The organism is Salegentibacter sp., from assembly GCF_036568425.1.
GTDB lineage: Bacteria > Bacteroidota > Bacteroidia > Flavobacteriales > Flavobacteriaceae > Salegentibacter.
On the sequence record NZ_DATCSO010000008.1, the window covers coordinates 15,701 to 30,719 of the forward strand.

Genomic DNA, 15,019 nt, shown 5'->3' on the forward strand with positions numbered 1-15,019 from the left:
TAAAAGCCAGTTCTATAAAACATGCAAAATTGGGTAGGGTCGATTTTTCTGTTTTTGAACTGGCTATTTTTTTAAGTTTTATAACAATAACAGGTAGGATTAGTCATCAAAGCGTCCAAACATTGGCTCTCCCACAAAAACAGACTAAATAAATTAAGAAAAAACCTAATAATTAATAGGATAGCACTCTTATTGCTTCATTTTCCAGGTTTCCACATTTCCACTTATTAGAGAATAGTAGTTTTTAAGGGTTTGACGCAAAGCATGCCTCACCTAAATTAATCCGGATCTATCGAATTGGGAACTATAACACCAGACAGTATAATTTATCAACATTAAGCGAGATACAATTTCCAGATATTCTTCTCTTCTAAATTCCAGAGGCAAAGAACTCAAAAACCTTTCTTTTCATATAGCATTTTTTGGAAGTTTAGAATCCTCCGGGAGCTGAATGAATCCTTCTTAGCACTATAGGCACCATGAAAACAAAAAACCCTTGAAAATCAGTCGATTAACAAGGGTTTATGTACTCGGAGCGGGACTTGAACCCGCACGGACGCATTTGTCCATTGGATTTTAAGTCCAACGTGTCTACCAATTCCACCATCCGAGCGTGGAAAATTTGAATGAGCGAAAAACGGGATTCGAACCCGCGACCTCCACCTTGGCAAGGTGGCGCTCTACCAACTGAGCTATTTTCGCGTTTTTGAAAGAACTACCACGATTTTATTCGCGGTCGCAAGTATTATTGCGGTTGCAAATTTAATATAAATCTTATAATGTCAAAGTCTTTTCATTAAAAAAGAACGGAGTTTGTCACTTAAAGAATCTAAGCGCTTAAACTTCAATGCATCGTGGCTTAAGTTCTGGCCTTTTTAGCCTTTTTAACCTTTCCCGCCAACATGCGCTTGATCTCGTTGAGCTTCATCAGAGCCTCCACAGGAGTAAGCCTATCAATATCTATCTCAAGCAATTCATCTTTAAGTTCTTCCAGTAAAGGATCGTCAAGATTAAAGAAACTCAGTTGCAACTCGTCTTCAGCCGATTTCTTCAGGATCTCTCCCGAGTCTTCCATAGAATGGGATTTCTCGAGCTTTTCCAGGATCTTGTTGGCGCGGTGTAATACCTGCTGAGGCATCCCGGCCATCCTGGCCACGTGTATCCCAAAACTGTGTTCACTGCCTCCGGGCACCAGTTTCCGAAGAAAAAGCACATTGTCCTTTAGTTCCTTCACCGAAACATTAAAGTTTTTAATACGCTCAAAAGTGTCACACATTTCGTTCAGCTCGTGGTAATGCGTCGCGAAAAGCGTCTTTGGCCTGGCAGGATGTTCGTGCAGGTACTCACTGATAGCCCAGGCTATGGAAATCCCGTCATATGTACTGGTCCCTCTCCCGATTTCGTCGAGAAGCACCAGGCTTCGGTCTGAGATATTATTCAAAATACTGGCGGTTTCATTCATCTCTACCATAAAGGTCGACTCCCCCATCGAAATATTATCGCTGGCACCCACCCGGGTGAAGATCTTGTCTACCAGGCCGATCTCCGCCGACTTTGCCGGGACAAAACTACCCATTTGGGCCATAAGCACAATCAGGGCGGTTTGTCTTAAAATCGCCGACTTACCACTCATATTGGGCCCGGTGATCATGATCACCTGCTGGTTTTCTCTATCCAAATGCAGGTTGTTGGTCACATAATTCTCGCCAATAGGGAGCTGCTTTTCGATAACGGGATGCCTGCCCTCACTAATCTCCAACTCATAGCCTTCCATAATTTCAGGCATACAGTAATTTTCGGTCCTGGCCTGTAGCGCAAAAGAGGCCAGGCAGTCCAACCGGGCGATTAGCTGTGCGTTTTGTTGCACGGGCTGAATATAATCGCCCATCCATTGTACCAATTGGGCAAAAAGCTGTTGTTCCAGATGCAATATCTTTTCTTCGGCCCCTAATATTTTAGCTTCATATTCCTTGAGTTCCTCGGTGATATAACGCTCGGCATTTACCAGGGTCTGTTTTCTTATCCATTCCTCCGGAACCTTATCTTTATGGGTATTACGCACTTCGATATAGTAGCCGTAAACATTGTTATTCCCAATCTTCAGGGAGGAAATTCCCGTGGCCCGGGTCTCCCGCTGCAGCATATTATCCAGGTAATCTTTGCCGGAAAAAGCGATTTTGCGCAGCTCATCAAGTTCTTCGGAAAAGCCTTCTTTAATGCAGTTCCCCTTCAGGATATTTACGGGCGCCTCCTCATTGAGGCTCTGCCCTATCTTCTCTCTAAGCAATTTACAATCGTTCAGTTGATCCCCTATGATCTTTATCGCTTCATTTTCCGATTCGAGGGCCAGGGCTTTTATTGGCACCACTGCATCCAGCGAATGTTTGAGTTGATTCACTTCCCGCGGGCTCACTTTTGTGGTAGCGACTTTAGAGATAAGCCTTTCCAGGTCACTAATTTGTTTTATATGCTGCTGAATTTCTTGCAGAATTTTCGGATTTTCCAGCAGAAACTCCACCACCTGGTGCCTTTGCCTTATCTTTTCTGAATTCTTCAGCGGAAGGGCCAGCCATCGTTTCAGAAGCCTGCCTCCCATTGGCGAAATGGTCTTATCGATCACATCCAGCAAGGTCACCGCATTGGCGGCGGTTGAATGATAAAGCTCAAGATTTCTTATAGTAAAACGGTCCATCCAGACATATTCCTCTTCCGCAATACGGTTAACCGCATTTATATGCTGAAGTTTATCGTGGCGGGTTTCAGCCAGATAATGTAAAACTGCCCCTGAAGCGATCACCCCTTCTTCCAGATGATCCACCCCGAAACCTTTCAGGGATTTGGTTTGGAAGTGTTCATTCAGGGTTTCATAGGCGAAATCTGATTTAAAAACCCAGTCATCGAGATAGAAACAATGAAAATCTTCCCCGAAGGAAGCAGCAAAATCCTTCTTATATTTCTTCTGAATCAGGACCTCACTGGGGCTGAAATTCTGAAGCAATTTGTCAATATATTCGGTATTTCCCCGGGCGGTGAGGAATTCCCCGGTGGAAACATCGAGGAAGGAAACCCCGAGAATCTTTTTTCCGAAGTGAACCGCACAGAGAAAATTATTGGATTTGCTTTGCAACACCTCATCGCTCATCGCTACTCCGGGTGTTACCAGTTCGGTTACACCCCGTTTTACAATGGTCTTGGTCATCTTAGGATCTTCCAGCTGGTCACAGATCGCTACCCGCTCCCCGGCCTTCACCAGTTTCGGAAGGTAAGTGTTCAGGGAGTGATGCGGGAATCCTGCCAGCTCGGTACGCTCGCTGCCGTTATTACGATTGGTGCATACAATATTGAGAATGCGTGCTGTTTTGACCGCGTCTTCGCCAAAGGTCTCATAAAAATCGCCCACCCTAAAAAGCAGCAGAGCATCAGGGTACTTCGCTTTAATAGCGTTGTACTGCTTCATTAAAGGGGTTACTTTCGGAGATTTTTTTGCTGACACAACTTTGGGTTTTAAGTAGCTGCTAAAATAAACATTCTCGCTGCGACTTTAAAAGAATAGAAAATTCTTGTAGAAATTTTATCCACAGGTAGTACGTTGCTCACATCAGTCTCAAAAAGCAGATATTAGGATAGTAATTTTGACAGATGCGTTTAATCACCAGGCTTTTCACAGTATGCATCTTTCCCGGCTTCATAAGCTTTTTTTATCTCATCCCGGTTCATAATCAAAACCTGAAATACTATCTTCATAATAAAACAAACTCCTGTCTTCTGTACCTATCTCGTCCACTTCCTGCACAAGAAGGCAGTTTCCTTCCGTCTCACCCATTCATATGACGGTGTACCGATTCTAAGAAACAAACAGGGTTAAGTCAAGTTTACTAATTATTCCCTTTTTGAGGGTATTCCGGAGATGGCACTTCTGCCGGCGGATTTTCATCCAGTTGTTTCAGAACGATCTCTATGGCTTTTTCCAGTTGTGGATCCTTCCCCTCGATCACTTCTTCCGGCCACTGTTCTACCTCAACATCCGGAGTCACCCCTTCGTTCTCCACACGAAAACCTTCTTCAGTATAAAATGCAACGTTGGGTGCGGTAACAGAACCGCCGTCTATAAATTCCGGGTATCCCAGCACTCCCACAAGACCGCCCCAGGTAGTTTTCCCCACAATAGTGCCCAGATTAAATTTCCTGAACATCCACGGCAGATAATCCCCGCCGGAACCGGCAGTTTCATCTGTGATCATCACCTTGGGACCTTGAATAGAAGCACTTGGTGATTTAAGATCCTTTCCATAGCGGAACCTCCAGTGCGCCTGCTCCGGTTTTTTGAGCATATCTATAACATAATCTGCCAGCTGCCCACCGCCATTAAAACGCTCATCTACAATGATAGCCTGCTTATTCGCCTGTGGAAAGAAATAGCGTTTAAAATATTCATGTCCCGCAGTAGCGGTATTTGGCACATATACATAAGCTACCCTGCCGTTAGTGGCTTCATGTACTTTTTTAATATTCCCTTCTACCCAGTCACGATTCCTCAAAGCCCCTTCATTTTCCACCGGAGTTACCTTCACTTTCCTGGAGTTTCGCATGTTGGGATTGGGCCCCACAGTAAGCATTACAATTTTTCCGGCGGTGTTTTCAAAGAATTTATAGATATTATCACCAGCCTTTAATTCTTTTCCGTTTACCTCTAGAATATAATCGCCTTCTTCTACATCAACTCCCGGCTCGGTAAGAGGAGACCTCAGATTAGGATTCCAGTTAAGTCCGCCATAGATCTTTTCAAACCTGTACCTGTCATTTTCAATACTGTAATCTGCTCCAAGAAGGCCACCCTTAATAGATTCTTTGGAATGAAGCTTATCGCCCCTGCTGGAAAATCGATGATGCCCTACTCCAAGTTCGCTGAACATCCACTCCATAACCCGGTAAAGATCGCTGCGGGAAGTAACATCGCCAATAAAGGGTTTATATTTCTCCTTCATGGCATCCCAGTCTACCCCGTGCATTCCCGGATCATAAAAATAATCTCTGTTAACCCTCCAGGCCTCATTAAAAATGTTGGGCCATTCTGCTACGGGATCTATTTTCACCTGGATATCCCCGGTTTTAAGAAGGTTTTTTTCCTCGATTTTATCAATTTCAGCTATTCCCCATTTATCTTCTGCCTTATAAAGTATCATCTTAGCATTTGCTGAAATCTCATAGGAAGTTGCCGGCATAATCTCCTTATTTTCCCTTTCCTTAAGATTATACATATTTAGAGTGCCCTTGTTTTGCTCGTGAGGAGGATAGGATAAATAATATAGATTTCCTTCCTTTGGTGAATTGAGATAAGCATAATTACCTGCAGGCACCGGAACATCCACAATCCGGTTTTCTATCCCATCAAAATCAATTTTAAGGTCAGGGGCTTTGATCTCTTTGTCTTCTTCAGCTTTCTTCTTTTTCTCCTCTTCCTTCTCTGCCTGCTCTATCTTCTCAACATCATTCTCTCTTGCAAAGGGAGATTCAACTTCTTTCTGTAAAGTAACCAGGTAAATAGAACTGGTCATTTCCATATCCTGGTTAGATTGATCAAACCAGTTCACAACAGGGCCAGCATCTGTAGAAGCAAGCATGTACAGGTATTTCCCGCTAGGATCAAACACCGGGCTGGAAACACTGGAAAAGCCATCTGAAATAGGATAGGATTTGTTTTCAGAAAGAGAATACACATACGCCTGTTCAAAGCTTGTGCCCGTTACTACCGTATAACTTATCCAATTTGAATCGTGAGACCAGCTGCCAAATAGATTCCTAAAAACCCCGGGCATGTAGCGTTCGTCTTCAGACACTTTTGTTACCCGGCCGGAGTCTGTATTGAGCACATAAAGGTTACGGCCATTGTCTACGAAACTAATTTTTTTACTGTCTGGTGACCATCGCGGATAGGCATAAAAACCGGTACCCTCAAGTTTGAATTTCTTTGGCTCTTTTTGTTCACTTTGATCGTGGACGTGAAGGGCATATTCTCCGCTTTCATCACTAAAATAGGCGATGAATTTCCCATTTGGAGACCAAACAGGATATTTTTCATGTGCTCCAGGAGTGGATGTTATATTCACAACATCTCCCTTCTCGCCAGGTACAGTAACCACCTCTCCCCTAAAGTCCATCGCCACTCTGGCACCGGTGGGAGAGATTGAAGCACTGCGTATATACTCATCACCTTTTACAAAGCGGGGTCGCAATTCAAGAAGATCTGTCGCGATCCCAATTTGAAGTTTCGTAGTACTGTTATTTGCCGGATTGAAAATGTGCAGATAGCCGGCCTGTTCGAAGATAATCTCATTATCTCCTGCGGAAAGATCCAACACCGGGAAGTCTTCATAATTTGTATGTTGGATAAGCTCTTTGGAATTCGTATCGTAACTATACAAATTAAATTCCCCATTTCTATCACTTCTAAAGTAGATTTTATCTCCCAGCCATTGAGGCCTAGTGTCGTTGCTTCCGCTTTCAGGCTTTGGGATTTCAATTACGGCATGATCATTAGTGTCGTAAATCCAAATGCGGGAAGCCGTACCCCCACGATAGTATTTCCACTGATTGAAAACTTCATAAAGTGGTGTGTAAGCGATGTACCTACCATCTTCGGAATAATCTGCCCAAAAAGCATTTGGAATCTCCAGTTCATTAACCTGTCCGCCACTCACAGAGACTTCAAATAGTTTAGTATACCTATTGGTGAAAACGCTGCGCTGTGAGGCGAAAAGAACGGCATCACCATCTGGGGAAAAGTCACGCACCAAATCTTTACCGGGGTGCCAGGTTAGACGTTCGGGAATACCTCCTGCAGATGGAACTACATAGACATCTGTATTTCCATCATACTCTGCATTAAAAGCTATTGAGTTACCATCTGGCGAAAAAACAGGATTGGATTCGACCCCGTCATCTACCGTAAGACGTTTGGGAAAAGAACCATCTTTATTTGCAACCCAGAGATCTTCAGCATAGATAAAAGCGATTTGAGTATCACTCATAGCCGGCTTTGCGAGCAGCCGCGTATCTTCCTTATTGATATTTTGGGCTGTGAGACTAAATGACAGAAAGAACAAAATGGACAGAAGGGAAAAAGAGTAAGTCTTCATAGAAAGAATATATTTTATACTTCTAATATAAAACTAAAATTCTGAAATCCCAGGTCCCTTGATCAGGGATACATCAAGGTTTTTCTAGCTGCTGGTCAATGTTTTAAGGTTATCCCTAACCTACACTTATCTTTTTACACTTAAGTTGTATAATCCCTCCCATTCTTATTAATTTTGCCGCTATGCAAAACCGGAAATTAAAGAATAGTGAACTGGACCGTAAAACGGTAGCGGAATTCAAAGAAGCCAGCAAAACTCCCATTATCGTGATCCTGGACAACATCAGGAGTTTAAACAATATTGGCTCGGTTTTCAGAACCTCAGACGCTTTTTTGATCGAAAAGATTTATCTCTGCGGAATTACGGCCCAACCTCCACATAAAGATATTCAGAAAACCGCCCTGGGCGCTACCGATACCGTGAGCTGGGAATATGCTGAAGATATTCTCGAAGTTGTAACCCGACTTCAGCAGGAAGGGGTACAGGTTTTTTCTATAGAACAGGCAGAAGGCGCCATTATGCTGGATCATTTTAAACCGGAAAAAGAAAAAAAACTGGCAGTGATCTTCGGAAATGAAGTGAAAGGAGTCCAGCAGAAAGTGGTTTCGGCAAGCGATGGGATCATCGAAATTCCTCAGTTGGGCAGCAAGCATTCCTTAAATATAGCCGTTAGTACCGGCGTGGTGCTTTGGGATCTGTTTTCTAAACTCAAAGCAGCACAATAAAGCCTCTGCTAATTTTTCACTTCAATTTCACTTAGCAAATCGAGATAATCTTTGCGCTTATTCACAAAATCTTTTGAAGAAATATCGATGATCTGCACCCTTAGTTTGGTTTGTGATTTTATGAAACTGAGATAAGATTTATTGATCTCCATCAGGTAGTCGGGCTGGATATTTTGCTCATAATCCCTGCCTCGTGTCTTGATATTTTCCAGCAGGCGATCGGTATTCTGATATAGATAGATGTAAAGATCGGGTTTCACCAGCTCTTTATACATGAGGTGAAACAGCTTATGATAAAGCGAATATTCATCTTCATGCAGCGTGATCTTGGCAAAGATCAGGGATTTAAAAACATCATAATCTGAGATCACAAAATCCTTAAAAAGATCGTATTGCGCCAGGTCATCGGCTAATTGCTGGTAGCGATCGGCCAGGAAGGACATCTCCAGAGGAAAAGCATAACGCTCCTTATTCTCATAGAATTTTGGTAGAAAAGGATTGTCTTTAAATCGTTCCAGGATGAGCTTGGCGTTGAAATCCTGTGAGATCATCGTGGAAAAACTGGTTTTCCCTGCTCCGATATTCCCTTCAACAGCAATATAATTACAGCCTGTAAATCCAAATTTTCTGTTCGGAATTTGAAGCTGCTCATCTATGGGAGTGATTTCATCTGTATCATTTAGCTGATTCAACATCTTTTCGATGGAAACATTGAGCACAGGATGTATTTCCTTTCCCGCGATATCAGACAAAGGCTGTAAAACGAAACGCCGCTTATGCATATGGGGATGCGGAAGGATAAGATCTTCAGAATTGATGATCAGCTCTTCCATTAAAAGAATATCGAGGTCTAAGCTGCGACTTTGGAAGTTTTTGGAATCACTTCGCAAACGCCCCGATTCGGTCTCGATTTCCAGCAACTTTTTCAGCACTTTTTTTGCTGAAAAACGAGTGGAGACAGCGATACAGGCATTAAGAAAGTCATCTCCTTCAAAACCCCAGGCGGGAGTCCGGTAAACTTTGGAGATTTGGTGTATATCGCCAATCTCTTCATAAATGCTGTTTACCGCCTGTTGAAGCAGACCAAAACGGTCGCCAAGATTGCTTCCCAGCGCTATATATACTAACTTAGGGGGTTCCAAACTGAATTAAGAAAAATTTAATAAGGGTTTAGCTATAAATTTCACAGCAAATTAAGCAAAACAAAACCACATACCCGTAAATTTGTTAGAAGACTTAACAAAAAAATTTGGCAGAACTTTACCCGAAAGATAAGCTTGCAGCACAGCGTATTTATTTAATTTTAGGGGGATTGTTTATCGCATCCCTGGTAGTTTCCAACCTGATCTTTCAGAAATTTTTTTCCTGGGATTTTTTCGGGTTGTACACTTTTGAGATCTCTGTAGGAATTCTGCCCTATCCCCTTACCTTCCTCATCACCGATATCATAAGTGAGGTTTACGGGAAAGCAAGGGCAAATAGGCTAGTAACCACAGGCATTTTTGCTTCGTTCTTTTCATTACTGATAATCTTTGTTGCCGATGCCGTACCCGCAACCGCATGGTCGCCTATTGACGATGCTCTTTTCAGCAAGGTCTTTGGTGCCACAGCAATTGCGGTGCTGGCTTCGATGATCGCCTATTTGCTGGCACAGTATATAGACATTAGCATTTTCCATTTCTGGAAGCGGTTAACCAAAGGCAGGCATTTATGGCTTCGGAATAACTTTTCGACCTTCCTGTCTCAGTTTGTAGATACGTTTTCGGTCCTGTTTTTGCTTTGCAGCTTTGGAAAAATCGAATGGAAACTCTTTGGCGCCCTGCTGCTTAGCGGCTTCCTTTTTAAGGTAATTGTAGCCTTACTGGACACCCCCTTGCTCTACGCCTCGGTGTTTTTACTGAGAAAGCGATTTGGGATGAAGTGGGGAGAAGAATTTAAAGAATTAGAATTTTAGTTTTGATAAATAGCTATTTATATGAAAAAAGTATTCAAAATAATCGGGATAGTCATTTTAGTGCTCCTGGTGATCCTTATCGCGGCGCCTTTTGTATTCGAGGCACAGATCAAGGATTATGTGAAAAAGACCATTAATCAGAATGTAGATGCGCAAGTTGAATTCTCCGACATTAACCTCAGCTTATTGCGGAGTTTTCCACAAGCCACGGTAGTGATCAAAGACATCAGCATGATCAATAACGAACCTTTTCAGGGCGACACGCTTGCCCTGGGGGAAGAATTGCTACTGGAAATGTCCATAAATGAATTATTCAAAGGCAGTAAGGAGGCTAAACGCCTCGACCAGCTTAAACTTAATAAAGGTTATATCAATATCCTGGTAGATTCCCTGGGTAATAACAACTACGATATCGCTATTAAAGATACTACCAAAACCGCAGATTCCACTGCGGGTTTCAGTTTTGATCTGCAGCATTACGAAATCAATGACAGCAGGATCAGATACCGGGATGAAGGGCAGAAACTGCTGCTGGACATAGAAGATCTTAATCATGAGGGGACCGGGGATTTTTCTCTTGCTGAAAGCGAGCTGGACACTAAATCTGAAGCTTTGGTTTCCCTGGATTATGACGGGGTAAATTATTTAAACCGAAATAAAATTGCCCTGGATGCAGTGATACAGATGGACCTGGAAAATCTGCGTTATACCTTCCTGGAAAATGAAGCCACCGTGAATCAGCTTCCGCTAAGTTTCGAAGGTTGGCTACAGGTTAACGAAGGCAGTAACGAGATGGACATTAGTTTCCGGACTCCTTCTTCCGACTTTAAAAATTTCCTCGCGGTGATCCCGGAAACCTATGCGAAGAATATTGAAGACGTAGAAACTTCTGGAGATTTCGTGGTAAACGGAAGGATATACGGGATCGTAGATGAGACTTATATTCCAAAAATAGACATCAGAGCCCAATCCAGTAACGCCAGGTTTAAATATCCCGATCTTCCGAAAAGCGTAGAAGATATCAATATTGACCTGAAAGTATTAAATGAAACCGGTCTTGTTGATGATACCTTCCTCACCTTTGATGATGTGACCTTCAGAATAGACCAGGACAGGTTCAGCACTAACGTGAGCATAAAAAACCTGATGGGAAATATGCTGGTAGACATGGCGCTGAAAGGAACAATAAATCTTGCCAGTCTGGAGCAGGCTTATCCGCTCGAACTGGAACAGGACCTTAACGGAGTCCTCACCGCCGACCTGACCACTCAATTCGATATGAATTCCATTGAAAAAGAGCAGTATCAAAACGTAAATAGTCAGGGTACGGCCAGTATCAGGAATTTTAGTTATAAATCTCCTGAAATCCCCAACGAGGTAAAGATCGCCAACGCCAATATGAACTTTAATCAGGGAAATGTAAATGTTCCTGAATTGAAGCTCACCACCGGGCGCACCGATCTAACTGCTTCGGGCGAGATTCAAAATTTGATGGGTTTTCTCTTTACCGAGCAAAACCTGAAAGGTAATTTCAGGGTGAATTCCAACACCTTTGCAATCAATGATTTTGTGGTTGCAGAGACCGAAGAGGTGCAAACCGAAGATCCCGAAACCTCAGCAAAAAAGACGCAGAAGATCCAGACAGGCCGGGAAGCGGTAAAGATCCCTTCCTTTTTGGATACGGAACTCGCTTTTAACATACGCACGCTCATTTATGACGACCTGGAATTGAAAAACGCTAAGGGAAATATCATTTTAAGAAATGAGACCGCCACCCTACAGAATATTTCCACGGAAATCTTTGACGGAAGCATTGGTCTGAACGGAAATGTTTCGACCAGGGAGGCTACGCCTACTTTCGAGATGGACCTGGATTTAAATGCATTGAATATTGCTGAATCCTTTGCCAGCCTTGATATGTTGCAGGCTCTGGCTCCTGTGGCCCAGGCCCTGGAAGGCAAGTTACAGACCAATTTAAAACTAAAAGGAAACCTATACGACGATCTCACCCCGCAGTTACAAACTATTGCCGGAAATGCGCTGGCAGAGATCCTCACCGCCGATGTGGATCCTGCGAAATTACCCTTGCTTTCAAGACTGGACCAGCAATTGGAATTCATAGACCTGGATAATATTGACTTAAGTAAGTTAAAAACCTACCTCACTTTTAAAGATGGAATGGTAGAAATACAGCCTTTCGATTTTGATGTTAAAGGAATAAATGTTCGGGTTGATGGAAGTCATGGTTTCGATATGAGCATGAATTACAATCTAAACCTGGATATTCCTGCCGCGATGCTTGGCAATCAAATAAGCCAGAGCCTTAGCAGTTTAAGCGGAGAGGAAATCAGGGAGATGGTGGTAGCACTTCCGATAGGTTTAAAGGGCACCTTTCAGAAACCACAGATCAATATTAATATGGAGCAGGCCGTTAGTGAGTTGACCCAGCGTATTGTAGAAAAACAAAAGGATAATCTAAGAAAAAGAGGAGAACAGGCGATAAGGGATGTCATAAGCGGAAGGACCGGACAGCAAAAGCAAACCGACACCACTGCTACGGGGGACACCACCGCCGTTCCCACTCAAACCCCGAGAACCAGAGATACCACGATCACCCAGGAACAGCAGATGAAAGAAGCTGCGAAAAATATTCTCGGTGGAATCCTAAAGAAAAAAGAAACCAAAAAAGACACCACTAATCAATAGCAGTGAGTAATTATTGAACTAATAAGGCCGGCGATTTGCCGGCCTTATCTTCTCGGTTTTTTTATACTTATTTCACCTGTAGCTCCACCACAAATCCTTCATGGCTTCGTACATTAAAAGCGGTCCCATCCTCAAAAAGCAGGTACTGTCCCTTGATGCCTTTAAGCAGGCCTTCATAAAATGGAGTCTTCCCCAGGTTAAGGGTTTTTACCTTCCTGGGAAATTCCAGCACCGGAAATTCTATCTCTGTCTCCTTATTGTTAGCAAGGTAGTATTCCCGGGCTTCTTCCGGGATATATTGTTTTAGATTTTCACGAATCTCTGCCAGGTTAAGGTCAAGCACATCATTAGTGAGCATCTTGCGCCAGTTAGTCTTATCGGAAACATGGCTTTTTAAAGCGACTTCGGTGATTCCGGCCAGGTAGCGGTTGGGAACTTCTACTATTTCAATTGCTTCGTGGGCACCCTGGTCTATCCATCTTGTGGGGATTTGAGACCTGCGGGTTACTCCTACTTTTACGTCGCTTGAGTTAGCGAGGTATACCACGTGGGGTTGCAATTGCGCCCGCTTTTCAAATTCCAGATCGCGATCTTCTTCATCGAGATGGGCCTTGCTCAGCTCCGGACTTATCACCCAATCCCCTGCTTGCGGAATAGACGTAAAACAATCGTAGCAATACCCCTGGCGGAAGATCTTTTTCTGCAAGCCGCAATTCAGGCACTGAAACCTGATAAAATTAATACTTAAGGTCTTTCCCAAAAGTTGATTCATATTGATGAAATCGTCTTCAAAAATGAGATAATACTGAACCTTATCGGTAATTTCGGTTCTCATTTTTGTAAGCACACCTTCGTATCTCATATAATTTTCTGTATTTTTAACCGAAGTTGATTTGCAGGCTTCTCAGTTTAGACTAATTTTAACCGGCCAACTCCCGCTGATGCTTTGTTCAGCGTATAAAGATATAAAGAATAATGCCAATCCCCTTAGTAAACTCTGTTGCTTCCTGGTTTTTAAAGAAGCGTATCCATCAAATGGAGTTATTTATAAAGTATCCCAATGAGGTTCAGGAAGAACTCCTTAAAAACCTGATTTACAAGGCAAAAAATACCGAATTTGGAAAAAAATATGATTTCAGCAGTATTAAAACTTACTCTGATTTTGCCAGCCGGGTACCCATTCAGCAATATGAGGATTATCAGGATTGCATTGAACGTAACCGGCAGGGAGAAAACAATATCTTCTGGCCTACACCCATAAAATGGTTTGCCAAGTCCAGCGGCACCACCAATGCAAAAAGCAAATTCATTCCGGTAAGTGAAGACTCCCTGGAACTTTGTCATTACAATGCAGGAAAAGACCTGCTTTGCATCTACCTCAACAACAATCCGCAATCACAGCTATTCACAGGAAAGAGTTTACGGCTGGGAGGCAGCAAGCAAATTTACCGTACCAACGGCACTTCTTATGGCGATCTTTCGGCTATACTAATTGATAATATGCCGTTTTGGGCAGAATACAGTAGTACTCCCAGTAATGATGTATCTCTATTGCACGACTGGGAGATAAAGATGCCCGCTATAGTAAACGAAACCAAAGGGGAAAAGGTTACCAGCCTTGCAGGAGTGCCCAGCTGGATGCTGGTTTTACTCAATAATGTCCTGGAGGCTACCGGAAAAGAAAATCTTTTTGAGGTTTGGCCCACCCTGGAGGTTTATTTCCACGGTGGTGTTAGTTTTGAACCTTACGGACCGCAATACAACAAGATCCTGCCCAGGGAAGATTTCAGGTTTTATGAGATCTATAATGCTTCGGAAGGCTTTTTCGCCTGCCAGGATCAGAATGATTCCAAAGAGCTACTCTTAATGTTGGATTACGGTATTTTCTATGAGTTCATCACTATGGACACCTATGGAAGTCCACACGAAAAAATTATTCCTCTTTCAGAAGTAGAAACGGGGAAAAACTACGCCGTGATAATCACCACAAATGCCGGACTCTGGCGTTACAAGATTGGAGACACCGTACGATTTACTTCCACCAACCCCTACCGGATAAAAGTTTCGGGCAGAACCAAGCACCACATTAATGTTTTTGGCGAAGAACTCATCATTGAAAATGCTGAAGAAGCACTGAAGAAAGTTTCTCTGGTTACCAATTGCGAGATTGTGGATTATACCGTAGCCCCTGTCTTTATGGAAGGCAGGGAGAAAGGTGCTCACGAATGGATCATTGAATTCAAGAATAAACCCCGGGATTTTGAGCAATTTAAGACCGAACTGGATTTGGCCCTGCAAAGCGTAAACAGCGATTACGAGGCCAAACGCTACAACAATATGACCCTGAATATGCCCAGAATCCACCAGGCCCGTGAAAAACTTTTTTACGACTGGCTGAAGAAAAATGGAAAACTTGGCGGCCAGCATAAAATCCCCAGACTTTCGAATTCCAGGTCATATCTTGAAGAGTTACTTGAAATGAATAATTAAAAAAACCG

General features: G+C 43.0%; 8 protein-coding genes and 2 tRNA genes. 4 read left to right on the top strand and 6 right to left on the bottom strand.

What is annotated here, in order from left to right; all coding sequences use genetic code 11:
• Positions 1–527 precede the first annotated feature (527 nt).
• The 4 genes from VIM94_RS01035 to VIM94_RS01050 form a co-directional block, all read right to left on the bottom strand.
• Positions 528–613: transfer RNA gene (locus VIM94_RS01035), tRNA-Leu, on the bottom strand.
• Positions 614–629: 16 nt separating this feature from the next.
• Positions 630–702 (bottom strand) — tRNA-Gly (locus tag VIM94_RS01040).
• Between the two features lie 157 nt (positions 703–859).
• Positions 860–3,457: a DNA mismatch repair protein MutS gene (mutS, locus tag VIM94_RS01045; protein WP_332037438.1), complete on the bottom strand. Its 2,598-nt coding sequence runs from the start codon at positions 3,455–3,457 to the stop codon at positions 860–862.
• Positions 3,458–3,875: 418 nt separating this feature from the next.
• Complete coding sequence (locus VIM94_RS01050; RefSeq protein WP_332037439.1) at positions 3,876–7,028, bottom strand: S41 family peptidase; 3,153 nt, start codon at positions 7,026–7,028, stop codon at positions 3,876–3,878.
• 290 nt (positions 7,029–7,318) lie between these two features.
• Between VIM94_RS01050 and VIM94_RS01055 the strand changes: the two genes are divergently transcribed.
• Entirely contained in the window at positions 7,319–7,861 is a 543-nt protein-coding gene (locus tag VIM94_RS01055; RefSeq protein ID WP_332037440.1) for an RNA methyltransferase, read from the top strand.
• A gap of 8 nt (positions 7,862–7,869) precedes the next feature.
• Here VIM94_RS01055 and folK read toward each other — a convergent pair whose 3' ends face one another.
• Complete coding sequence (gene folK, locus VIM94_RS01060) at positions 7,870–9,003, bottom strand: 2-amino-4-hydroxy-6-hydroxymethyldihydropteridine diphosphokinase (protein ID WP_332037441.1); 1,134 nt, start codon at positions 9,001–9,003, stop codon at positions 7,870–7,872.
• A 107-nt stretch (positions 9,004–9,110) separates the two neighbouring features.
• Here folK and VIM94_RS01065 point away from each other — a divergent pair, with 107 nt between their 5' ends.
• Both VIM94_RS01065 and VIM94_RS01070 read left to right on the top strand, forming a co-directional pair.
• A complete protein-coding gene (locus VIM94_RS01065; protein WP_332037442.1) occupies positions 9,111–9,815 on the top strand; it encodes a queuosine precursor transporter in 705 nt (234 codons plus the stop codon).
• A gap of 21 nt (positions 9,816–9,836) precedes the next feature.
• Positions 9,837–12,521 carry an AsmA-like C-terminal region-containing protein gene (locus VIM94_RS01070; protein WP_332037443.1) on the top strand — a complete coding sequence of 895 codons (2,685 nt, stop codon included), beginning with the start codon at positions 9,837–9,839 and terminating at the stop codon, positions 12,519–12,521.
• Between the two features lie 67 nt (positions 12,522–12,588).
• On the opposite strand, the gene VIM94_RS01075 is transcribed toward VIM94_RS01070, so the two are convergent.
• Complete coding sequence (locus VIM94_RS01075) at positions 12,589–13,383, bottom strand: DUF2797 domain-containing protein (protein ID WP_332037444.1); 795 nt, start codon at positions 13,381–13,383, stop codon at positions 12,589–12,591.
• A gap of 113 nt (positions 13,384–13,496) precedes the next feature.
• Here VIM94_RS01075 and VIM94_RS01080 point away from each other — a divergent pair, with 113 nt between their 5' ends.
• Positions 13,497–15,011, top strand: a complete 1,515-nt coding sequence (locus VIM94_RS01080; RefSeq protein WP_332037445.1) for a GH3 auxin-responsive promoter family protein — start codon at positions 13,497–13,499, stop codon at positions 15,009–15,011.
• The last annotated feature ends 8 nt before the right edge of the window (positions 15,012–15,019 follow it).

What these genes read in the sequence shown, in the direction of transcription:
- mutS (WP_332037438.1), bottom strand. Translation starts at nt 3,457, where the DNA reads ATGAAGCAGTACAACGCTATTAAAGCGAAGTACCCTGATGCTCTGCTG.
- VIM94_RS01050 (WP_332037439.1), bottom strand. Translation starts at nt 7,028, where the DNA reads ATGAGTGATACTCAAATCGCTTTTATCTATGCTGAAGATCTCTGGGTT.
- VIM94_RS01055 (WP_332037440.1), top strand. Translation starts at nt 7,319, where the DNA reads ATGCAAAACCGGAAATTAAAGAATAGTGAACTGGACCGTAAAACGGTA.
- VIM94_RS01070 (WP_332037443.1), top strand. Translation starts at nt 9,837, where the DNA reads ATGAAAAAAGTATTCAAAATAATCGGGATAGTCATTTTAGTGCTCCTG.
- VIM94_RS01075 (WP_332037444.1), bottom strand. Translation starts at nt 13,383, where the DNA reads ATGAGATACGAAGGTGTGCTTACAAAAATGAGAACCGAAATTACCGAT.
- VIM94_RS01080 (WP_332037445.1), top strand. Translation starts at nt 13,497, where the DNA reads ATGCCAATCCCCTTAGTAAACTCTGTTGCTTCCTGGTTTTTAAAGAAG.